This is a genomic window from Pseudaminobacter sp. Soil_N_29 (genome assembly GCF_057656055.1).
Genome location: NZ_JBDGLC010000005.1, coordinates 140,445 through 162,990 on the forward strand (window position 1 = coordinate 140,445; position 22,546 = coordinate 162,990).

Below are 22,546 nucleotides of genomic sequence, written 5' to 3' on the forward strand. Positions count from 1 at the left end.
CTGGGCCAAAGCCTAAGCCACGAGCCCGGGGATCAAAAGCGATTCAATTTGCCTTCTATGTTAGAAAATCTACAATATCGAGCATGAAAACGCCGCTCAAACTGCCGCCGCTGCGCGCCATCCAGGCATTCGAATCCGTCGCCCGCCTCGGCACCGTCAGTGCGGCTGCGGACGAACTCGGCGTCACCCCCGGCGCGGTGAGCCAGCAACTGCGCAATGTCGAGACGGCGATCGGGCTGCGATTGGTCGAGCGCAAGGGCCGCCGCGTGGCACTGACCGAGTTGGGCAAGCAATACCAGCGCGGCATCGCCAACACCTTCGAGGAGCTGAAGAAGGCGCAGGCCGCGCTCTACCAGAGCCACCGCAAGGCCGGCTTCGTGGTGAGCTGCCTGCCCTCGCTGGCCAGCAAATGGGTGGGTCCGCTGGTTCTGGACTGGAGGGCGAAGAACCCCGAGGCCAACATCAGGCTGATCGGCTCGGAGACCGAGCCGCGTCTGGACGACGGCGAGGCCGACTTCCGGATCACCTACGGCCAGGGGGTGCACACTTACGAACACTATGCCGAGATGTTCACCGACTGGGTTGTGCCGGCCTGCTCGCCATCTTTCCTGGCGGCCCATCCTCTCAGTACGCCGGCCGACATCGTCGCGCTTCCGCTGATCGAGATCGAATGGGACGCCGACCAGCAGCCGTCGGTGAGCTGGCACGACTGGGCGGCGCTGGCGGGCGCCGAGGTGCCGGAAAAATCCGCGGAAATCACCTTCTCGCTTTCCAGCGCGGCTATCGAAGCCGCCATGAACGGCCGCGGCTTCGTGCTGGCGCAGATGTCTATGATTTCCGGCGACCTGGAGGCCGGCCGGCTGGTGGTGCCCTTCGACCTGCGGCTGCGGATGCCGGGCGCCTATTTCCTGGCGTGGAACCGCGCGGCGCTGGAAAAATCCTTCGGCGCGGCGTTTCGCGCTTTCATGCTCTCCATGTCCAAACGCCAAAACGCCCGCTCCGCGCAAACGCCGTGACGGGACGCAACCGGCCTCCACCTTCGGTTGCAATCCGGCTTTTCCCTTCCTAGCGACTTGCGAGCCGATAATGGCGCCATGCAAACCGCCAGCCGTCGATATCTTTCATCGAGATCGGGAACTTCACCCGTCGAGTACGCGCTTCTGGCGCCGCTCTTCATCATGCTGTTCCTCGGCATGGCCGGCTACGGCGTCTATCTCGGCGCCAGCCATTCCGTCCACCAGATCGCGGCGGACGCAGCGCGCATCGCCATTGCCGGGCTGAACCAGGCGGAGCGCCGCATGCTGGCGGCGGACTTCATCCGGCGCAATGCGAGCAACTATCTCTTCGTCGATCCGGAAAAACTGACGATCGGCACGTGCGACGGCGCAAACGACAGCGGCCAGTTCGTCTTGGCCCTCAGCTATGACGCCGGCGCGCTGCCGATCTGGAGCCTCCTGCACGGCTTGCCGATACAGGGAAAAACCATCTTTCGGCAGTCGACCATCCGCATAGGAGGGACATGATGCAGCGACCCAGCCAGCACGCTCGCGCAGCCGGGAGAAGAAGGTTTCTTTCCGACGTCTCCGGCAATCTCGCCGTGATGACGGCGATTACCATGCCGGCGGCGCTGGTGCTGGCAGCCTTCGCAATCGAAGAGGGTGCGCTCTATGCCGAGCGGCGTCATGCGCAGTCGCTGGTCGACCTTGCGGCGATCACCGCAGCCGCCAACCTCGACAAGGCGGTTGCGGCCGTTCTCATGACCTTGCTCGACAACGGCATGCATGATGTCGTCCTGGCGCGTAGCGGCACGCAGGCCGGCGACCTCGCCGCGCTCACCCAGCCGACTGTCACTGTCGAACCGGGCCGTTATGTCGGCACGTCGGCAACCGCCCCAGACACACGCTTCTCGCCCGGCGCGCGACCATTCAACGCCGTTAGGGTGACATTGCAGAAGGTCGGAACCCGGCGTTTCGGCAATGAACTCACCGGCCGGCCGCTCATCGGAGCGCAGGCGACGGCAAGCGTTTCGGCGCGGGCCGCCTTTTCGATCGGCGGCCGCGGCCGCTCCGTTCTCGTCCAGTAGCCTTGGCGTTCAACGCCGAAAGGTCCCAGCCCGCCTCCGGGCGACTGCGCCTGCATCGGCGCTGCCTGGCGGATTGTGGCTTCTTCCACCCTTGAACCAGAAAGCCTGAACCGCGATTACCGCTCCGGCGAGCGTGGTGCTCGCCCGATATTGCCTCTTGCAATCAGGCACGCAATTAAATACAACATTTGGTTGTAAAGATTGATTACACAATCTTTGCGGGTGTTTGCTAAGTTCGTTTTTACAGGCAAGCGCCTGTGCCCTCCTTTTCGGTGGGTTTCCTCGCCCCTTCCGCCACGCCCCCGCAAGCGGAAGGGGCTTTTTCTTTTCGCGCATGACTGACGGCACACCGCGGGTCAGACGCCGAGCACGATGGACCCGGTGCTACGGCGCAGCTCAAGGTCGCGATGCGCCTGGGCGGCGTCTTCCAGCGCATAGCGCGCCGGCGCTTCGACCGAGACCGTGCGCTGGCGCAGCGCCGCAAAGAAGCGTTCTGCGTGAGGGGCCAGTTTCTCGGGCGTGTCGGTGTAATGCCCATAGTTCGGCCGCGAGACCGTGATCGATTTCGACGCCATGCGGTCGATGTCCCACTCGCCGACCGGGCCCGACGCCTGGCCGAAGCTGACAAGGTGGCCCCTTACGCCAAGAGCCGCCAGCGAACCGCCAAAAGTGTCGTTGCCGACCGCGTCATAGACCACGTCGGCGCCGCGACCGCCGGTGATCTGCATGACCGCATCGGCGAAATTCTTGCGCGAATAGACCACGACATGATGGGCACCCAGCCGTTCGACAATGCGGGCCTTGTCGTCCGTCGACACGGTGGTGATCACGGTCGCGCCGAGATGCCGGGCCCACTGCACCAGCAACTGGCCGACCCCGCCCGCGCCGGCATGGATCAGCGCCACGCTGCCGGCTTTAAGCGCATGGACATCGTGCAGGAGAAAGCTGGCGGTAACCCCCTTGAGCAACCCGGCCGCGGCGATGTCATCGGAGATGTCGTCCGGCAGATGCAGGAGCAACTGCGTCGAGATGTTGCGCCGCTCGCAATAGGCGCCGACTGGCGCGCAGGCATAGGCGACCCTCTGGCCGACGGCAAACCCCGTCACTCCAGGCCCGACAGCCTCGACCACGCCGGCGGCTTCCATGCCCGGCACCCCGGGCGGCGTCAGCAGCTTGAAATAGCCGGTGCGGCAATAGACATCGATGAAGTTCACGCCGATGGCGGTGTGCCGGACCTGCACCTCGCCATGGCCGGGAGCGGCGAGCCCGATGTCCCTGAACTGCAGTACCTCGGGGCCACCGTGCCTCTCCACGACAATCGCCCTGGTGTGGCTTGCGGGGACGGTGGCGGACGGTTGCTCGACCGGTCGAACTTGAGGTGGCGCTTCCCGCTGGATAATCGCCGGTGCCGGCGCAGGGCTAGCGATCCGCGGGCCGGTGTCGCGCAGCAGCTTGCGGATCGCCGCAAAGCCTGCCCAATAGATGCCATCGGTCACCAGCCGCACCAGTTCGTCGCGTCGGTTCGCCGGCGGATGGAACTCGGAGCGCCATTCCCAGAAGGTGCGGTTGCCGTCGGTCACCGGCTTCAGCCGGATCGAGGCGACATAGCCCATCAGCGGCAGCGGCGATTCCAGCAGGCAATAGGTCAGCCGAAAATCCTTGTCCGAGAGCGACAGCAACTGCTCGCGCAACTCGCCGCCATCCGCGAGCCGAAAGCGCCGGACCGATCCGACCGCATCCACCGGCTCGCCGTTTTCGATCTCGCTTGACGCGATCGCCGGGTGCCAGCGGTCGTGCCCGTTGAAATCGCGCAGCACACGCCAGACTTCCTCGATCGGCGCGTCGATGATGGTGCTCTGGCAGACCTGAACCATCTGGCGGCGTCAGCGCGCGAAGCGCTTCTTCAGCGAAGTGAACGCGGCCTGGAAGACGCCGCTGCCGATCTGCTGGATCAATGCAGCCTCCCGCTCCGGCGCACAGTCGAACTCGGCCTCCCATTCGCAGAAGGTGGCGTTGCCGTCGGTGATCGGGGTCAGCGCCAGCTTGGCGATATAGTTCTCCACGCCCATCGGGCTTTCGAGGATCGAATAGGTGCAGGAGAGGTCGTAGTCCGAGAGCGCCAGCAGCCGTTCACGGATGCGCCCGCCATCCTTCAGCGTAAAATTGCGGATGCAGCCGATCTGGTCGGGCCGGGCGTTCTGCTCGATGCGGCTTTCGGCCACGAAGGGCGTCCAGTCGGGCAGGTCGTTGAAGTTGCGCACCACCTGCCAGACATCGGCCGCCGGCGCGTTCACCACCGAGGAGACATAGACTTTCGGCATTGGCTTACCCCCTGATCCCGTCGCGCCGCATCAACGATCGCGATCGTCGTCGTTGTCGTCCTTGCCGTTCCCGGTCTTGCCCTTCTTGTCGCGCGTCAGGCTGGAAATGTCCTTGGCATCGCGCAGCACGTCGGTCATGCGGCCGAGCGAGCCGCCCTCGATGCCGATGTCCTTCATGAGGTTGTCGATCATCGGCGCCTGCACGCGATAGCGCAGGGCCGAGTCGATCACCTCGTCGGTGACGTTGCGATTGCCGCCGGTGCCGCCGTTCACGCCATCGACATGCAGGATCTTGATGCCCTCGATCTTCTCCATCGGCTTGACGCTCTCGCGCACGATGCCTTCGAGCCGCTCCAGCAGCTTGCCGCGCAGCCGACCGGCGCGCGCCTCGTCGGACAGCAGGTTTTCCGCCTCGTTGAGCAGGCGATTGCCGGCGGCATCGACCTCGTAGCGCTGGGCAGCGGCGAGCGCCTGGATCTTCTCGGCCTCGGCGGCCGCGGTCGCAGCGATCTTTTGGGCTTCGGCGAGGCTCTTGGCGGCCTTCATCTCGGCTTCCGCCGCCGCCGTCACCCGCATCGCTTCGCGCTCGGCCTCGCGCGCCGCGGCGATCAGGTCGGTCAGCTTACGGCGCTCGGCGATTTCTCTCTCGCGTGCGGTGAGGGCCTGTTCCTCGGCCTGGATGGCCTTGGCCCGCACGGCCTCGGCGGCGGCAATCGCGGAGGAGCGCTCCTGCGTCTTCTTGGCAACATCGATGGCCTTCTGGATCTCGGCGATCTCCACCTTCTGGTCGCGGTCGACGGCGAGCTGGCGCAGCTCGCGCTCCTTGACCAGCTTGGCTTCCTCGATACCGCGCTCGGTGGCGATGCGCGCGCGCTCCACCTCTTCGGCCGCCGCGATCTCGGCTTCCTCGAAGGCCTGGCGCTTGGCGATCTGCAGCGCTTCCAGATGCCGCTCGCGTTCGAGCCTGATCTGGTCGAGCGCGCGCTCCTGCGCGATCCGCTCGGCCTCGGTCTGCTGGTTGGCGACGATCTCGCCGCGCCGCTTCTCGGCCTCGGCCCTGGTCACGTCGAGCGCCTTTTCGGCAAGGGCGATCTGGCGTTCAAGTTCGACAATTTCCAGCGCCTTCTTGCGCTCGATCTCCAGTTCGCTCTGGGCGCGCTCGCGCTCGATGCGGGCCGTTTCGAGCGAAAGCTCCAGCGCGATCTGCTCGCGCTCGGTCATCTCGCGCATCTTGAGCTCGGCCTCGTCGAGGGCGCGACGGCGCGCGATCTCACGGCGCTGGGTCTCTTCCTCGCTGCGGATGCGCTCTTCGGTGATGCTGCGCTCCTGCGCCAGGCGCGATTTCTCCACCGCCTCGCGCGCCAGAAGCTGCGCCTGCTCGGCCTCCTGGTCGCGCACGGCGCGCTCGCGGGCAAGCTCGGCGCGCTGGGCGGCGCGGCGGGTTTCCACCTCGCGCTCCTGCTCCAGCCGCGCATATTCGGTCTCGCGGTCGATCTCCAGCACCTTGCGCTGGGTGTCGAGGTTCTGGTTGCGGATGTCGACCAGCGTGCGCTGCTCGATCTCGTTGCGCATGCGGCGGCGGGTCTCGATGGACTCGGTCAGCTGCGTCAGGCCCTCGGCGTCGAAAGCATTGGACGGATCGAAGAATTCGAGGCTGGTCTGGTCGAGGTCGACAATGGCGACGCTTTCGAGCTCAAGGCCGTTGGCGGCGAGAGACTCGGTGGCCAGCTCGCGCACCTTGGCGGCATAGTCGCGGCGCAGCTCGTGCATTTCCTCTAGCGTCATCTGGGCCGCAACCGTGCGCATGGCGGCGGCGAACTTGCCTTCCAGCAGTTCCCGCAAGCCGCCGTCCTGCATGGTGCGTCGGCCGAGCGTCTGGGCCGCTGCCGCCACGAGGTCCCGGCTGGCGCCAACGCGCACGAAAAACTCGGCGATCAGGTCGACGCGCATGCGGTTCTTGGTGATCAGCGCGGCCTGGTTCTCGCGCCGCACCTCGATGCGCATGACGTTCATGTTCACCGGGGTGATTTCGTGCAGCACCGGAATGACGAAGGCGCCGCCATTCACCACCACCTTCTCGCCGAGGAAGCCGGTGCGCACGAAGGCCGTTTCCTTGGTCGAGCGCCGGTAGAGCCATCTCAGAATGTAGACGGCCACCACCACGGCGATGACGAACACGATGAGCCACAAAAGGAAAGTGCCAAAGGTCTGCGCGGCCATGTCCTGATCCTCCCCGGATATGCTGCGGTCAGCCGAAGGCGACCGACTTGAATTTTCTTGTCTGCTCGGTCAGCGCCCGTTCGGTGGGCAGCCGCTCCATCGACGAAGCGCCGTAGAAGCCGTGGCAGTTGGCCGTGTTCTTCAGCACGAACTCGGCGTCCTCCGGCTCGGCCACCGGCCCGCCATGCACCAGAACGATGATGTCCTTGTTGACGTTCAGCGCGGCTTCAGACCACTCATCCACCAGCGCCGGGCAATCCTTCAGCTTCAGCGCCGTCTCGGCCCCGATCGAGCCGCCGGTGGTCAGCCCCAGGTGGCAGACCACCATGTCGGCGCCGGCCTCGGCCATGGCCTTCGCTTCGTCGGCGTTGAACACATAGGGCGTCGTCAGAAGGTCCTTCTCACGCGCCTTGCGGATCATGTCGATCTCCAGCCCGTAGGACATTCCCGTCTCTTCGAGGTTGGCGCGGAAGGTGCCGTCGATCAGGCCGACGGTCGGGAAATTCTGCACGCCGGCAAAGCCGATCGCCTTCACCTGGTCGAGGAAGTGGTCGACGATCAGGAACGGGTCGGTGCCGTTGACGCCCGCCAGCACCGGCGTGCGCTGCACCACGGGCAGGATCTCGCGCGCCATCTCCATCACCACCTCATTGGCGTTGCCATAGGCGAGCAGGCCCGACAGCGAGCCGCGGCCGGCCATGCGATAGCGGCCCGAATTGTAGATGACGATGAGGTCGATGCCGCCGGCCTCCTCGCATTTGGCCGAGAGCCCGGTGCCCGCCCCGCCGCCGACGATGGGCACGCGCTGGCGTTTCATCTCCTGGAATTTCTCCATCAGCGCGGATCGCTGGAAACGCGGCATCACGTTCTCCTCTGAAGCTTGGGCATTATCGACTGGAACGCTTCGATCACCGCGTCCACGAAGGTATCGTCATTGATGTTGGCGCGCACGCGCTGGATGCGGCGCTGCGGCGTCTGGCGCACCGTGCGCTCGATGGCCTCGAACAGCGCATTGTCTGCTTCCGGGTCGTGGAAGGCGCCGCCCGGCGCGTCGAGCATCGAAACCCCGCCCTCGGGCAGCAGGAAGCGGACGGGCCCGTTCATCTGGTTGAGCCGCGCGCCGATCCATTCGCCGAAGGCTCGGTTCTCGTCCCGCGTCGTGCGCATCAGCGTCACGTTGGGGTTGTGGATCACGAACTTGCGGCTTTTGAACTTTTCCGGGACGCTGTCGCGCGACCCGAAATTGACCATGTCGAGCGCGCCCACCGAACCGACATAGGGCAGCCCGGTGCGGATCGCCGCGCCGAAACGGTCCTGGTCGGCCGGCAACACGCCGCCGACGATCATGTCGGCAATCTCGGTTGTGGTCAGGTCCAGGAAGCCGGCCAATAGCCGGGAATCGCCCAGGCTCTCCATCGCCCGCCCGCCTGTGCCGGTGGCGTGGAAGACGAGGCAGTCATAGTCGGCCTCAAGCCGTTTTGTCACCGCCTGCACAGCGGGCGTCGTGACGCCGAACATGGTGATGCCGACTGCCGGGCGCGCCAGCTTGCGCTTTGCTTCCCACGCCTCGGCGTCGGGCAGCTGCGCCACCATGCCGGCCATGGCGTGCGCGGCGTTGCCCAGCACCTGCTCGGTGATCGAGTTCAGCCCCTGCACGTCGGCCACCGAATGGAACATCATGATGTCGGCGCCGCCGACATATTTGCCGACGTCGCCGGCCGCCACGGTCGAGACCATGATTTTCGGGATGCCCACCGGCAGCACGCGCATGCCCGCCGTGGCCAGAGTGGTACCGCCCGAGCCGCCGGCCGAAATGATGCCGCCCAGGCGCGGCTCGCGCTCCACCCAGCGGGCGAAGGCTTCGGCCATGGCCGTGACCGACTTGCCGCGATCGCCCGACATCACCTCCGACGCGCCATAGGGATGCATGCTCGCAACCTGCATGGCCGTCACATCGACGCTCGACGGCTTGCCCGAAGTCGAGAGGTCGACGGTGCGGGCGGGAATGCCGAGCGACTTCAGCCGGTCGGCGATGAAGCGCAGTTCCTTGCCCTTGGTGTCGAATGTGCCGGCCACCAACACGGTGCGCCCGATGCGCTCGGAGAAGGGAATGGCGAAGACCTTCTTGAGGTCATCCTGGGGGGGGGCCTTCTCGAGAGCCGCCTGCCGCAGGGCCGTCACTGGCACGTTCCAGCGGTTGGGCAGTTCGGTCACCGGGCGGTAGACGCCGCCCGCCGGCTGTTTGGCTTGCCCGGCTTCGCTGCCGCCGCGCTCGATGCGGTAGACCTCGGCCAATTGCTCCTCAGCCTGCGCGGCCACGGCGGGCGAAACCGTCTCCTCTTCCGAATGGCGGCCCACGCCGAGCAACCGCTGCTGCAGGTCGCGGTCGGCGGCCAGCGCCTTGGCGTCCATGATGCGGTTGATGCGGCCGTTGACCATGATCGCGACGCTGTCGGAAACCGCCGTCGCCACGCCGATATTCTGCTCGATGACGAGGATCGCCATCTCGCCTTCCTGGCCGAGCGTGATCAGCATCTGCTCGACCTGTTCGACGATGACCGGCGCCAGGCCCTCGGTCGGCTCGTCCATCACGAGCAGCTTCGGGTCGCTCAGCAACGCGCGCGAGATCGCCAGCATCTGCTGCTCGCCGCCCGAAAGCTGCGAGCCGCCATTGTTGCGGCGTTCCGCAAGCCGCGGAAATGTCTGGTAGACGCGCTCGACCGTCCAGCCCGCGTCGCGGCGGCCGCCGGCGGAGAGCCGCAGATGCTCGTCCACCGTCAGGCTCGGCCATACGCGCCGCCCCTGTGGCACATAGCCGACGCCGAGGTGGTGGATCTCATGCGGTTCCAGCGAGGAAATCTCGCGGCCGTTGACGCGGATCGAGCCGGAGCGGGCGCGCTTCAAGCCGGCAATGGTGTTGCAAAGCGTCGTCTTGCCCATGCCGTTGCGACCGACGACCGACAAGACACCGCTTTCGAGCGTCAGCGAGACGCCCTGGAGTGCGTGGCTTTCGCCGTAATAGACCTGCAGATCGTCGATGCGCAGGACGGCCTTGCCCGCCTTGCCGGAAGAAGAAGCACGTTCAGCCATGCTTACCCCCGAGATAGATCTCCTGCACTTCCGGGTCGGCTTCGATTTCCTGCGGCGTGCCTTCCTTGAACAGCCGCCCGTTGTGCATCATCGACACATATTCCGAGACGCGCAGCGCGACATCAAGGTCGTGCTCGATGATGATGTAGCCGATGTGCTTGGGCAGCGCGTTGAGGATGGCGACGAGGTCGCGCCGTTCGGTGGGCGACAGGCCCGCGGCCGGCTCGTCGAACAGGATGAAGCGCGGCGCACCGGCAAGCGCCAGCGCGATTTCCAGCTGGCGCTGCTGGCCATGCGAAAGTGTGGCCACCAGCGCATCGCGGTCGCGCTCGAGATGCACGGCGTTCAGGATCGATTCCGCTTGCACCATGTTCACGTCGCTGGCCGAAGGGCGCAGCACCGAGAAGCGCCGGCGCGACACGCCCCGGCAGGCCAGGAAGATCGAATCCAGAACCGTCAGCCCCTTGAAGAGCTGCGAAATCTGGTAGGTCCGGCGCAGGCCGCGGCGGATGCGCTCATGCGGCGGCAGGTCGGTGATGTCCTCGCCGAAGAAGCGGATGCGCCCCGCGCTCGGCAGGAAGTCGCCGGTGATGGCGTTGAACAGCGTCGTCTTGCCGGCGCCGTTGGAGCCGAGGACCGCGCGCCGCTCGCCGGCCGCGATCCTCATGTTGACACCCGTCAACGCCACCAGCGCACCGAAATGACGTGCAATGCCCTCCAGCTCCAGCGCGTATGCGCCGGAGCCTTGCAGGCGGGATGCAACTGAAATCTCGGCCACTGGCGGTCGCCTTGTGCTTGACGTTACGGGCAGGACGGGTTGTCGCGGCCGACAACGCCGAGCTTCAGGAACTCGTCTTCCGGCATGCCGAGCGTCTGGTTCACCTGCGGCACCACCTTCACGAGCTTGTTGTAGAGGTTGCCGTCGGCGCCTTCCGACACTTCCGTCAGATAGATGTCGGCGATGGCGTTGCGGTTGTGGTCGAGCGAAACCTTGCCGGTCGGGCCCTCGAAGGAAACCTTCGCCAGCGCCTCCTGCAGCTTCTTGCCGCCATCCGAAGTATCCCCGCCGACTTCCTCAAGCGCCATCAGCATCGCCTTCATGTCGAGATAATAGGCGTGGGCAAACAGCGACGGCGACGGGAAGGCGTTGGGCTGCTTCTTGTAGGCCTCGACAAAAGCATTCCAGGCGGGCGTGTCGTTGGTGTCGGCGATCGGGCCGGCCGAGGGCGTGCCGATCAGGACGTCGCGGATCTTGCCCTTCGAGGTCAGGATGGTCTGGTCGACGGTGATGGAGCCGCCGATCAGCGGCGCGGTGCCGCCGGCCTGCTGGTACTGCGTCAGGAAATTCACGCCGTCGGCGCCGCCGAGCGCGACATAGATGGCGTCGACATCGTCCGGGATCGCGGCGATGACCGAGGAATAGTCCTTGTTGCCGATCGGCACCCACGACTTCGAGGGCACCGTGCCGCCCGCCTTGCAGAACTCGGCCATGAAGCCGAACACCTGCGTATAGGGGAACGAGTAGTCTTCCGCGACGGTGGCGACCTTCCTGTAGCCCTTGTCGTTATAGGCATAGGTGCCGAGGCCGGCCATCCACTGGGCGCCATCGGTGCCGAAGCGGAAGAAGTTCGGTGCCGGATCGCGCAGCGTGGTGTCCTGCGCGGCAGAGGCGCCGTTGGCGAAGGTCACGTCGGGATGGGTCTTGGCATAGTCCTTGACGGCGATGCCTTCGTCGCCGGAGAGCGGACCGACCAGCACCTTGACGCCGTCCTGCTCGACCAGCTTGCGCGCGGCGCGCACAGCGCTGTCGGGCGAAGCGTCGGACGAGCCCTTGACGATCTCGATCTTCTTGCCCGCAACCATGCCGCCGACTTCTTCAAGCGCCGTCATGGCGCCACGCTCGCCGTCTTCACCGAGCACGGTGAAGGGGCCCTCGAAGGTCGCCAGAAGGCCGATCTTGATGGAGTCTTCCGCGAGTGCGAGCGACGGCGCGGTGAGCCCGGTAGCCAGCGCCAGCGCGAGTAATGTTCGACGATGGATCCTCATGATTACTTCCCTCCCTGGTTGTCTTTGGATCAATCTGAAGCCGCCCGTTTCCTCATGAACCCGAGCGCAAGGATTCCTGGGCCAGATGTGGTTTGATCCTCCCCCACAACCCAAGAAGACCGTCTGGCGACACGAAAACGATCACCAGAAAGAACAGGCCGATCAGCGTGTTGAACCGCTCGGCACCGACGATGTCGATGGCGAAGGTCTGCATCAGCACCACGACCACCGCACCGAGAAACGGGCCGATCGGGTGGCGCATGCCGCCGATGACGGCGATGATCAGCACGTTGATGGCGGCAGCGACATTGATGGTGCCGGGCGAGATGCGGCCGTTGAACCAGACCAGCAGCACGCCAGCCAGGCCAGCGATGATGCCGGCATAGAAATAGGCGACCACCTTGTGGGCGGTGACATTGAAGCCAAGCGCGCGCATGCGGCGCGGGTTGTCGCGCACCGCCTGCAGCGTCAGCCCATAGGTCGAGCGCGAACCGTAGAGCACGGCCGCATATGCAACCACCGAGAAGCCGAGGCACAGATAGTAGAACGGCATCGGATCGCGCCAGTTGACGCCCCAGAATTCCGGCGCGCGAATGCCGGTGTAGCCAGGAAAGCCGTTGAACAGCGAATAGTTCTGCTGCGTGAAATAGAAGAAGGCCGTCGCGATCGCGAGCGTGATCATGATCGTGTAGATGCCTTCGGTGCGGTTGGAGATGACACCGATCAGCGCCGAAGCGATCGCCGCAATCAGCGTCGCGAAGGGCACCACGATCCAGAACGGCCAGCCAAAACCGTGCACGCCGGAATTGTTGAGCCCGAACACCGCCACCGTGTAGCCGGCGACGCCCGCCACCGAAATCTGCGCCAGGCTGACCATGCCGCCATAGCCGGCAAGCAGCATCAGCGACAGCGCGATCATTCCGAAGATCAGCGAATAGGCGCCAATCTGGGTCAGGAAGAAGTTCGACGCCACCGCCGGATAGAGCGCAAGCAGCACCAGAAGCACGATGTTGCCCGCGCCGATCCTTTCCAGGATCGACTGCGCGGTGGTCGGCTTGTCGGTCGGGGCAAGGGCCGTCATCGCGCCTTCCCCATGATGCCTTGCGGCCGCACGGCCAGCACGACCACCATGATGACGAAGGTGAGCACGATGCCGTAGGTGGGGAAATAGACGAGCCCGATCTGTTCGGCCAGCCCGATCAGCAGCGCACCGATTGCCGCGCCGGTGATCGAGCCCATGCCGCCCACGATCACCACGACAAGCGAGGCGAGCAGGTAGCGCACGTCTTCGCCCGGCGCGACCGAAAGCGCCGAGCCGCCGACGACGCCGGCAAAGCCGGCCAGCCCCGCGCCGATTGCAAAGACGATGGCGAACACGGCATGCACATTCACGCCCGAGGCCGACAGCATGGCGCGGTCGTCGACGCCGGCGCGGATCATCATGCCGACCCGCGTGCGGTTGAGCATCAGCCAGAGCCCGACGCCGATGATGATGGCCACGGCGAGCACGACGAGGCGGTAGAACGGATAGCGCAGGAACACGGCCTCGCCGCTGGACTTGACCGCGGTGACGAACGGCAAGGCGACCGCGCCGTCGAGCCATGCAGGCGTGACGATCTGATAGGTGGTGCCGGTCCATACCGCCAGCATCAGGTCGGCCGCGACAATGGAGATGCCGATCGTCACCAGCGTCTGGCGCAGATCGTCGCCCTCGAGCCGCCGGAAGACGAAGACCTGCATGACGAGCCCGACCAGCGCCAGCACGACGAAGCCGGCCGCGACTCCGAGCAGCCAGTAGCCGGTGCGGGTGGCGACCTCGTAGCCGATATAGGCGCCGAGCAGATAGAGCGAGCCATGCGCGAGATTGACGTTGCGCATCAGGCCGAAGACCAGCGTGAAGCCGCTTGCCACGAGGAAATACAGCCCTGCCAGCGTCACCCCGTTGAGCACGGCGCTGACGAAGGCCTTCTTCGAAGTGAGGATCGAGTTCAGCCAGTCCGGCCAGATAGCAAGCATCAGCCAGGCGAACAGCGCGGCCGCGAGGAGCCAGAACAGCCCCCAAGCCTGCCGGCGGGTGAAGATTGGCTGCGTCGATGGCTGGTCGAGAATACTCATGCATCGCACCGCGAGTTCGAAGAGATGCGCCTTGGATTGTCGCGTTCCTTCGCGCCCCCCTCTGTCCTGCCGGACATCTCCCCCACAAGGGGGGAGATTTGCAGCTCGGCTTGCGGCGCCTGTCCTGCAAGGTCGAAGTGTGGCGAAAGCTGTAGTGACAGCTGATCTCCCCCCTTGTGGGGGAGATGTCCGGCAGGACAGAGGGGGGTCACGTGGAGCGCCGACATGGAAGACCTCTCCGTTAGGCGGTCAGCCGCCGGCGCTGTTCGTTCATGCGCGGCGCCTTGTGGAACTTGCCGTCCTTCATGATGGCGAGGATGCGGTTCTTGTCCTGCAGGATGCGCACGTCAGCGGTCGGGTCGCCGTCGATGAGCAGAATGTCGGCGAGATAGCCTTCCTTGATCATGCCGAGTTCGTCGCCCATGTTCATGATCTCGCCGCCATACTTCGTGCCTGCCATGATGGCTTCCATGGGCGAGAAGCCGAGCATCTCGACGAAGGTCTGGATGTCCTTGGCGTTGGTGCCCTGCGGCGTCCAGGCAAAGCCATAGTCGCCGCCGATGCAGATGCGGATGCCGCGGCGATGCATCTTCTTCATCGTGTCGATGCACATTTCCAGCTCGCGCTCATATTCCATGGCGAGCGCCGAGCCGGGCTTGATGCCCCATTGCTCGGCATGGCGCGCCGTGTTGATGAGCCATGCCATGCCGGGCGCCACGAGGTGCCGGTCCTTTGCCGCTTCGAGCAAATCGAGCGCTTCTTCGTCGGCAAAGGAGGCGTGGTAGATGTTCTGGATGCCGTGGCGGATGCACTGCTTGACCGAGCCCGAAGAGCGGGCATGCGCGGAGAGCACCTTGTTGCGGCAGCGCGCTTCCGATGCTGCCATCGCCACCTCTTCCTCCGACATCGGCGTTTCCTCGGCCCCCATGCCGGTGATGGATTCGCCCGAGAGGTTGAGCTTGATGGAGTCGACGCCGTATTTGATCAGCGTGCGCACGGTGCGGCGGATCTCCTCCGGTCCCGAGACGACGAGACCGAGATTGAGGCCCTCATGCGGGATGTGCGAGGGCGCGGAGTCGCCCAGGCCGCCCACGGTGGTGATCTCGGGTCCCGCCGCCAGATAGCGCGGACCGGGGAAGCGGCCCTGGTTGATGAATTTCTTCGCCACCACGTCCAGCCGCGGCTTTGCGGCGGCAGCACCACGGCCGGCGGTGAAGCCGGCATCGAGCACGAGCTTCGCCATCTCCATGGTCACCAGCATGTGCTCCTCGAGTTCCATCATCTGGATGGGGTCGATGCCGGGCGCGTTGTTCCAGGAAAGATGCAGGTGCGCGTCGATCATGCCCGGCATGAGCGTCGCGCCCATGCCGTCGATGACGGTCGCGCCGCCATAGGCCGACGAGGACGAGCCGAAGCGCGACGAGCCGCGGGTTATCTGTTTGATGCGATTGCCCTGCACCAGCACCTCGCCGGAGTAGGGATATTCGCCGGTGGCATCGAGGATGCGCACATTGGTGAACAGCGTGCCACCCGAGCCGTTTCCGCTCCAGCTATCGTCTGCCATCTCTTCCTCCCAAAAATGGCAAGGCGCCCTCTGTGCGCCGGTGTTCGTCGTCAGATCACCGGTCTGCGCGCCTTAGAAATTCCGTCAGTTTCTGGTTGCACTCGCGCGGATGCTCAACCGTAGCCCAATGGCCGCATCTGTCCATGGGAGACAGCACGGCGCCCTTGATCTTGTCGGCCAGCGCCTGCCCGACGCTCATCGGGCTGACCACGTCCGCGTCGCCGGTGACCAGCAGCGTCGGCGCATTGATCCGGCGCGCATCGACCGCGTTTGCCTTGGCCAGCGCCTCGCAGGTGCGGGCATAGGATTCCGGGTCCTGCCGCGTGATCGATTCCCGCACGAAGGCCACCGCCGCCGGCAAATTCTCCCGCGTATATGCCGACAGCGCATTGGTCGAGACCTGGTCCGCGATGTCTGACATGCCGCCCGAGCGCGCGAGCCTTGCGCGCGCCGCCAGTCCCTGGCGCATGGCCTCCGCCGGCTCGGCCAGCGCACCGAACAGGCAAAGCGATGCCACCAGTTCCGGCTTGCCGGCCGCAACCTGCTGGCAGACGATGGTGCCCATGGAGTGGCCGACGAAATGCGCCCGGCTGACCCCCACCCCGTCCATGGCGCGGATGACGGCCTCGCTCATCATCTCGATGGTGAGCGGATCGAGCGGCCGCGCCGAGCGGCCCGAACCCGGAAGATCGACCCGGATGACGCGATAGCCCGACAGTGCCTGCATCTGCGGCTGGAACATGTTGGACGTTCCGCCCAGGCCGTGGATCATCACCACCGGGAACCCCTCCCCGGTGACTTCCACGACGGTCTGGCCAACGGTGACCGTGGTCATTGCGCCCGCTCCGAGACGCGGTTTTCGAGCGCGCCGATGCCGTCGATCTCGATGCGGACGATGTCTCCTGCCTTCAAGTATTTCGGCGGGTCGAAGCCGATGCCCACGCCGGCCGGCGTGCCGGTGGCGATGATGTCGCCGGGCTTCAGCGTAATGCCTTGCGACAGCGTCGAGATGATCGTGGGAATGTCGAAGATCAGCAGCGAAATCTTGGAATTCTGCCGCATGTCGTCATTGACGAAGCAGCGTATGCCGGCGTTCTGAAGGTCGAACTCGTCCTTGGTCACGGCCCAGGGGCCCATCGGGCAGAACGTGTCCTGCGACTTGCCGATCAGCCACTGGCTGTACCTGCCCTGCAGGTCGCGGGCGGTCACGTCGTTGACAATGGTATAGCCCCAGACATGGTCGAACGCGTTTTCCCTGGAGATGCCGCGCCCTTCCTTGCCGATGATGACAGCAAGCTCGGCCTCGTAGTCGATGGCCGACGACACCTTCGTGTCGATCAGCACGCTCGAATGCGTCGCGACCACTGAATCGGGAACCTTGGAGAAGATGATCGGGTCTTTCGGCACCGCACCGGCCGCGGCGCTGGAATCGAAGCCGCTGCGGGCGAATTCATGGGCGTGCTCGTAATAGTTCTTGCCGACGCAGAAGATGTTGCGGCGCGGCAGCGGGATGGGCGCTTCCAGTTCCACACTGGAAAGCGGCAGCGGCGAGAGCGTACGCGGCAAGGCCACGCCATCATGTTCGATCAGGGCGAGAATGCCTTCCTGCGCCCGCTCGACCGGGAAATCGAATGGCAGGATCACCCCCTCGTCGGGGTCGACAAGACCGACGCGGCGCTCGCCGGCGATGGAAAATGTCGCAACCCTCATTCTCTCCCCCTAGTCCATTAATGAACCAATTCGTATTTATTCCGGTTACGCTAGCGCTCATTGGTTCAGCCCGCAAGCGGAATTTTTTCGTGGCGGGAAAGAAAATCGCGCCGCCCTCACCCGGAAACGGAACAATACACTGAGAAATAGGTGGAATTCCGGTGAAATCGCATGTATGAGCCTCGGGACGGGAGTGATTGGCCCAGCCGTGAATGGTTCACTATTGGATCACATAAGGATCTGCTCATGTCTCGCCTGACAGCTACCGGCATCGCATTGGAGCTGAAAAAGAGGATCTCCGCCGGCGCCTGGCAGGAAGACGGCCGCATGCCGCCCGAGCGTGATCTTGCCCAGGAATTCGGCGTTGCGCGCAACACGGTTCGGCGGGCGGTGGCCATGCTGGAAAACGAAGGCGCGGTCGTGCGCCATGTCGGGCGAGGCACGTTCCTGACGATGGTCGACCCGGATTCGCTGGCCGCAATCGTTTCGCGCATGGAAGGCACAAGCCCTGCCGACATGATGGAGATACGCCAGCTTCTGGAGCCGGCCGCCGCTTCCTTCGCCGCAACCAACGCCAGCAACAGCGAGCTCAACGCCGTGCGCGAAGCCCACCAGACGGCTTGCGACAGTACCGACATGCCGACCTTCGAGCATTGGGATGCGGAGTTCCACCACCGCATCTTCGCCTGCTCGCGCAACGAGTTTTTGAAGGAAATCCATAATCTCATGCGCGTCCTGCGCAACCAGTCGCCATGGTTCGAGATGAAGAAGCGCTCCTTCTCGGAAGAGCGCCGGCAGGCCTATTGCCGCGAACACCAGGCGATCGTGGACGCGCTCATGCAACGCGACCCCGACGGCGCGAGGCAGGCGATGCTGGCGCACCTCCAGACCGTGGGGCACAATCTTCTCGGCCGCTGACACAGCCTGTTGCGGCCGCTTTACTGCGACATCCGAACATATTTCCCCCCGTTGCTGGCCGGCCCGGATCATGCACTAATATGAGCATGGCAGCCTTGCCGGGCAGCTCGATCGAGCGATAGATTTCGCGCGAGCATGCCCGTCCTATGCCGGCGTGCCATCAAATAAAAGAGGGGAATAAAGTGAAACAAACCAATAAATTGGCCGTGTTCGGCGGCGTACTCCTTGCGGCGGCGGGCCTTGCAGGCACTTCCGCTTTCGCAAGAGACCTGACCGTGGTTTCCTGGGGCGGAAACTACCAGGACGCGCAGCGCGAGATCTATTTCAAGCCCTATGCCGAAAAGACCGGCAAGCCGCTGCTCGACGAAGCCTGGGATGGCGGCTTCGGCGTCCTGCAGGCGAAGGTCAAGGCCGGCACGCCCAACTGGGACGTGGTGCAGGTGGAAGCCGAGGAACTGGCCCTTGGCTGCGCCGACGGGCTGTTCGAGAAGATCGACTGGGACAAGATGGGCGGCAAGGACAAGTTCCTGCCCGACGCGGTGGACGAATGCGGCGTCGGCGCCATCGTCTGGTCCACGGCGATTGCCTATGACGGCGCCAAGCTTGCCGAAGGGCCAGCTTCCTGGGCCGACTTCTGGAACGTGGAAAAGTTCCCCGGCAAGCGTTCGCTGCGCAAGGGCGCGAAATACACGCTCGAATTCGCCCTTCTGGCCGATGGCGTGAAGAAGGACGAGGTCTATCAGGTTCTGTCGACGCCGGACGGGGTCGATCGCGCCTTCAAGAAGCTGGATGAGCTTCGCCCGAACATCGTCTGGTGGGAGGCCGGCGCCCAGCCGCTGCAGCTGCTGGCTTCCGGCGAAGTGGCCATGGCATCGGCCTATAACGGCCGCATCACCGGCATCAACCGCACCGAAGGCAAGCAGTTCAAGGTCGTCTGGCCGGGCAGCATCTATGCCATCGACAGCTGGGTCGTGCTGAAGGACGCCGAGAACAAGGATGCCGGGCAGGACTTCATCGCCTTCGCCAGCCAGCCCGACCACCAGGTCAAGCTGCCGGCCTATGTCGCCTACGGTCTTCCGAACCTCGAGGCTGCCGGCAAGGTTGCGCCGGAATATGCGGCCGAGTTGCCGACTGATCCCAACAACCTCGCCGAAGCCATTCCGCTCGACGTCAACTTCTGGATCGACAACTCCGAGGCGCTGACGCAGCGCTTCAACGCCTGGCTGGCCCAGTAGCCCGGCCCACGCCAACCGGCGAGGTGCCAGGCGAGCTGCGGCCCGCTTGGTGCCTGGCCGTCCGGGCGCCGGCCGGTGCGAGGCCGGAGGCGCCATGCGTTGCCAGAATTGACATGCCGGCATCCGTCCGCCCCTGCCGGAACGGACCGTTGCCGCGACCCTATCCTGGAGAGGGCTTTTGACTGACATTCGCATCCGCTTCGACGGCATCAGCAAATGGTACGGATCCTTGTGCGTGGTCGACAATCTCGACCTCGACATCGCCAAGGGCCAGTTCGTCAGCCTGCTCGGGCCCTCGGGCTCCGGCAAGACGACGCTGCTGATGATGCTGGCGGGCTTCGAAGCCCCGACCAAGGGCAGGGTTCTGGTCGACGGCGAGCCGGTCGACCACCTGCCTACCTACAGGCGCGACATGGGCGTGGTGTTCCAGAGCTATGCGCTGTTTCCGCATATGAGCGTGGGCGAGAACGTCGCGTTTCCGCTGCAGATGCGCGGCGTCGGCAAGGCCGAGACCGCCGAGCGCGTGGCGCGGGCGCTGGACATGGTGCAGCTTTCCACGATGCGCGACAGGCGCCCGTCGCAGCTGTCCGGCGGCCAGCAGCAGCGCGTGGCGCTGGCGCGCGCGCTGGTCTTCGAGCCGCGCGTGGTGCTGATGGACGAGCCGCTCGGCGCGCTCGACAAGCAGCTGCGCGAACAGATGCAGCTCGACATCCGCGCGCTGCATAACCGGCTGGGCCTGACCATCGTCTTCGTCACCCACGACCAGTCGGAAGCGCTCACCATGTCCGACCGGATCGCCGTGCTCAACAAGGGCAAGATCGAGCAGATCGGCACGCCGCGCGAGATCTACGACGAACCGCGCACCCGTTTCGTGGCCGAATTCATCGGCGAGACCAACCTGGCCGAAGGAACGGTCGAGAGCGTGGCGGGCACGCAAGCCCGCATCGCGCTGAAGAGAGGCGGCCATGTGATCGCCGGGCTTTCCGGGGAAGTATCCCCCGGCCAGGACGTGCTTCTGTCGATCCGGCCGGAGCGCATCGAGCTGAAGGACGGCGCGGCGGCAGCCGGGAACAGCATCGCCGCCAGGATCGCCGATTGCGTCTACCAGGGCGACCATCTGCGCGTACAACTCGACGGGAGCGCGCACGGCTTCGTCGTCAGGCTCGATCGCAAGTCGCGGGAGTGGCAGCCCGGCGCCGAGGTTGTGGCCGAATTCAAGCCCGCCGATTGCCGGGTGATCGCGCCATGAAAGGGCCGAGCCGCAGAAGCGCCGGCGCGCTTGCCCTCATCCTGCCGCTGTTCCTTTTCATCGCCCTGTTCTTCGTCTGGCCGCTGGTGACGATGATGTCGCAAGCGGTGTCGGACACGGCAGTGCTGCGCATCCTGCCGCAAACGGCCGGCGCCATGGCGGGCTGGAACCGGGCATCGCCGCCGACCCCGGAAATGAAAGCTGCCATCGCGGCCGACCTGAAGGCCGCAACCGACACGCAGGCCGTGGGCGACATGGTGCGGCGGCTGAACAGCGCCCAGTCGGGCTTCCGCACGCTGATGGCAAAGACCATCTCTGCCGTGCAGGGCTCCGAAACGCCGCCGGACCTTGCCGCGGTCGACCCGCGCTGGGAAAAGCCCGAATTCTGGCTGGCGATTTCCAATGCCCTCTCGCCCACGACGGACCGCAACCTGCTGGCCGCGCTCGATCTCACCCGCGATGCCTCCGGCAACATCGTTGCCCTACCGGCCGATGCCTCGGCCAACCGGGTCATCATGCTGCGCACCTTCCTGATTGCGGGTCTGGTCACGCTCGCCTGCGCCGCCATCGGTTTTCCCTATGCTATGCTGGTCGCGACGATGGACGGCTGGAAGCGCAACCTGCTGCTCGCGGCCGTTCTGCTGCCGCTCTGGACCTCGCTTCTGGTCCGCACCGCCGCCTGGTTCATCCTGCTTCAGGAGAAAGGGCTGATCAACGACGCGCTGCAGGCGCTGCACCTGACCAGCGGCCCCGTTCCGCTGATCTTCAACAGGGTGGGCGTGGTCATCGCCATGACGCATGTGCTGCTGCCCTTCATGGTCCTGCCGGTCTACAGCGTGCTTGTCTCCATCCCGAAGAACCTGATGCCGGCGGCCGCCTCGCTCGGCGCCAATCCGGTGCGCGCCTTCCTGCGGGTGCTGCTGCCGCTCAGCTTCCGCGGGCTGGCGTCTGGCGCGTTGCTCGTCTTCATGTCGGCCATCGGCTACTACATCACCCCGGCGCTGATCGGCGGCGCGAGCGACCAGATGATCAGTTCCGTGATCGCCTTCTACGCCACCGGCTCGGCCAATTGGGGCATGGCGGGCGCTCTCGGCCTCATCCTGCTCGTCGTTACCATCGCGCTCTACGCCGTCTACGGCCGGCTGTCGGCCGAGGATGCGAGGAGGAGCTGAGCATGCTGAAAAGCGCGAAACTCGTCTTTGCCATTGCGGTCGTGACCTTCCTGATCGCGCCGCTTCTGGCGATCCTGCCGCTCGCCTTCACGTCGAGCGCCTTCCTCACCTATCCGATCCCCGCCTTCTCGACGCGGTGGTTCCAGGAACTGGTGACGGCGGATGCCTGGCGACGCTCCATCGTCAACAGCCTGATCATAGGCCTCGGCACCACCACACTCGCCACCATTCTGGGCACGGCGGCGTCGCTGGGCCTGCGCGGCCGCAACATCCCGTTTCCGACGGCGATGAAGACGCTTTTCCTGCTGCCGATGGTGGTGCCGGCGGTGGTGCTGGGCGTCGGCATGCAGGTGCTGTTCGTGCGGCTGGGCATCGCCAACACCTATCTCGGCGTCATCTTCGCCCATACGGTGGTGGCTATTCCCTTCGTGATCGTCAGCGTCACCGGCGCGCTTGCCGGCATCGACCGCCGGGTCGAGCGCGCCGCCGAAAGCCTCGGGGCAGGCCCTTTCACCGTCTTTCGGCGGGTGACATTGCCGCTTGCCATGCCGGGCGTGCTTTCCGGCGCAGTGCTTGCGTTTGCCACCTCGCTTGACGAAGTCGTGCTGACGCTCTTCGTCGCCGGGCCGAACCAGCGCACGTTGGCCCGTCAGATGTTTTCCACCATCCGCGAAAACATCAGCCCGGCAATCGCCGCCGCCGCCTTCATCTTCATCGTCGGGACGATCCTGATCGCCGGACTGATCATGTGGCAACGGGACAGGGCCAAGGCCATCAAGGCCGCCGGGGCCTGATCGCCGCGACGCGGATCAGCGCCAAGACA

20 protein-coding genes are annotated in these 22,546 nt (G+C 65.2%); 8 read left to right on the top strand and 12 right to left on the bottom strand.

Translation table 11 applies throughout. The features are described from left to right. The first annotated feature begins 83 nt into the window (after positions 1–83). The 3 genes from AC3A4H_RS13440 (at position 84) to AC3A4H_RS13450 (ending at position 2,083) form a co-directional block, all read left to right on the top strand. Positions 84–1,016, top strand: a complete 933-nt coding sequence (locus AC3A4H_RS13440; RefSeq protein ID WP_487767108.1) for a LysR substrate-binding domain-containing protein — start codon at positions 84–86, stop codon at positions 1,014–1,016. A 78-nt stretch (positions 1,017–1,094) separates the two neighbouring features. After that, positions 1,095–1,523, top strand: a complete 429-nt coding sequence (locus tag AC3A4H_RS13445; protein WP_487767109.1) for a TadE family protein — start codon at positions 1,095–1,097, stop codon at positions 1,521–1,523. Then, positions 1,520–2,083 (top strand): pilus assembly protein TadG-related protein, encoded by a 564-nt coding sequence (locus AC3A4H_RS13450; protein ID WP_487767110.1) that lies wholly within the window; start codon positions 1,520–1,522, stop codon positions 2,081–2,083. The genes AC3A4H_RS13445 and AC3A4H_RS13450 overlap by 4 nt, the downstream gene beginning before the upstream one ends. Positions 2,084–2,439: 356 nt before the next feature. Here AC3A4H_RS13450 and AC3A4H_RS13455 read toward each other — a convergent pair whose 3' ends face one another. From AC3A4H_RS13455 to AC3A4H_RS13510, 12 genes are all read right to left on the bottom strand, one after another. Then, the gene (locus AC3A4H_RS13455) at positions 2,440–3,957 is read right to left on the bottom strand and encodes a zinc-binding dehydrogenase (protein ID WP_487767111.1); all 1,518 of its coding nucleotides are present in this window, start codon (positions 3,955–3,957) and stop codon (positions 2,440–2,442) included. 9 nt (positions 3,958–3,966) lie between these two features. Further along, positions 3,967–4,404: an SRPBCC family protein gene (locus tag AC3A4H_RS13460; protein WP_487767112.1), complete on the bottom strand. Its 438-nt coding sequence runs from the start codon at positions 4,402–4,404 to the stop codon at positions 3,967–3,969. A 30-nt stretch (positions 4,405–4,434) separates the two neighbouring features. Further along, positions 4,435–6,624, bottom strand: a complete 2,190-nt coding sequence (locus AC3A4H_RS13465) for a flotillin domain-containing protein (protein ID WP_487767113.1) — start codon at positions 6,622–6,624, stop codon at positions 4,435–4,437. A gap of 28 nt (positions 6,625–6,652) precedes the next feature. Further along, positions 6,653–7,486, bottom strand: coding sequence for a phosphoenolpyruvate hydrolase family protein (locus AC3A4H_RS13470; RefSeq protein WP_487767114.1), 834 nt, complete (start codon positions 7,484–7,486; stop codon positions 6,653–6,655). Then, complete coding sequence (locus AC3A4H_RS13475) at positions 7,486–9,714, bottom strand: Tm-1-like ATP-binding domain-containing protein (protein ID WP_487767115.1); 2,229 nt, start codon at positions 9,712–9,714, stop codon at positions 7,486–7,488. Before AC3A4H_RS13475 ends, AC3A4H_RS13470 begins: the two co-directional genes overlap by 1 nt. Then, positions 9,707–10,483 (bottom strand): ABC transporter ATP-binding protein, encoded by a 777-nt coding sequence (locus tag AC3A4H_RS13480; protein WP_487767309.1) that lies wholly within the window; start codon positions 10,481–10,483, stop codon positions 9,707–9,709. The genes AC3A4H_RS13475 and AC3A4H_RS13480 overlap by 8 nt, the downstream gene beginning before the upstream one ends. Positions 10,484–10,515: 32 nt before the next feature. Continuing rightward, on the bottom strand, positions 10,516–11,760 hold the full coding sequence (locus AC3A4H_RS13485; protein WP_348780039.1) for an ABC transporter substrate-binding protein: 1,245 nt from the start codon (positions 11,758–11,760) through the stop codon (positions 10,516–10,518). Positions 11,761–11,812: 52 nt separating this feature from the next. Next, positions 11,813–12,841: a branched-chain amino acid ABC transporter permease gene (locus AC3A4H_RS13490; protein ID WP_487767116.1), complete on the bottom strand. Its 1,029-nt coding sequence runs from the start codon at positions 12,839–12,841 to the stop codon at positions 11,813–11,815. Further along, on the bottom strand, positions 12,838–13,875 hold the full coding sequence (locus tag AC3A4H_RS13495) for a branched-chain amino acid ABC transporter permease (RefSeq protein ID WP_487767117.1): 1,038 nt from the start codon (positions 13,873–13,875) through the stop codon (positions 12,838–12,840). The genes AC3A4H_RS13490 and AC3A4H_RS13495 overlap by 4 nt, the downstream gene beginning before the upstream one ends. 241 nt (positions 13,876–14,116) lie before the next feature. After that, positions 14,117–15,439 carry a metal-dependent hydrolase family protein gene (locus AC3A4H_RS13500; protein WP_487767118.1) on the bottom strand — a complete coding sequence of 441 codons (1,323 nt, stop codon included), beginning with the start codon at positions 15,437–15,439 and terminating at the stop codon, positions 14,117–14,119. 55 nt (positions 15,440–15,494) lie between these two features. Then, positions 15,495–16,274: an alpha/beta fold hydrolase gene (locus AC3A4H_RS13505; RefSeq protein ID WP_487767119.1), complete on the bottom strand. Its 780-nt coding sequence runs from the start codon at positions 16,272–16,274 to the stop codon at positions 15,495–15,497. Further along, complete coding sequence (locus tag AC3A4H_RS13510) at positions 16,271–17,149, bottom strand: fumarylacetoacetate hydrolase family protein (RefSeq protein WP_487767120.1); 879 nt, start codon at positions 17,147–17,149, stop codon at positions 16,271–16,273. The genes AC3A4H_RS13505 and AC3A4H_RS13510 overlap by 4 nt, the downstream gene beginning before the upstream one ends. Before the next feature lie 246 nt (positions 17,150–17,395). Between AC3A4H_RS13510 and AC3A4H_RS13515 the strand changes: the two genes are divergently transcribed. The 5 genes from AC3A4H_RS13515 to AC3A4H_RS13535 all read left to right on the top strand — a co-directional run bounded on the left by AC3A4H_RS13515 (position 17,396) and on the right by AC3A4H_RS13535 (position 22,517). Further along, on the top strand, positions 17,396–18,067 hold the full coding sequence (locus AC3A4H_RS13515; protein ID WP_487767121.1) for a FadR/GntR family transcriptional regulator: 672 nt from the start codon (positions 17,396–17,398) through the stop codon (positions 18,065–18,067). A 200-nt stretch (positions 18,068–18,267) separates the two neighbouring features. After that, the gene (locus tag AC3A4H_RS13520; protein ID WP_487767310.1) at positions 18,268–19,302 is read left to right on the top strand and encodes an ABC transporter substrate-binding protein; all 1,035 of its coding nucleotides are present in this window, start codon (positions 18,268–18,270) and stop codon (positions 19,300–19,302) included. A 178-nt stretch (positions 19,303–19,480) separates the two neighbouring features. Beyond that, positions 19,481–20,551: an ABC transporter ATP-binding protein gene (locus AC3A4H_RS13525; RefSeq protein WP_487767122.1), complete on the top strand. Its 1,071-nt coding sequence runs from the start codon at positions 19,481–19,483 to the stop codon at positions 20,549–20,551. Then, a complete protein-coding gene (locus AC3A4H_RS13530) occupies positions 20,548–21,723 on the top strand; it encodes an ABC transporter permease (RefSeq protein WP_487767123.1) in 1,176 nt (391 codons plus the stop codon). Before AC3A4H_RS13525 ends, AC3A4H_RS13530 begins: the two co-directional genes overlap by 4 nt. Positions 21,724–21,725: 2 nt before the next feature. Beyond that, positions 21,726–22,517, top strand: a complete 792-nt coding sequence (locus tag AC3A4H_RS13535) for an ABC transporter permease (RefSeq protein WP_487767124.1) — start codon at positions 21,726–21,728, stop codon at positions 22,515–22,517. The last annotated feature ends 29 nt before the right edge of the window (positions 22,518–22,546 follow it).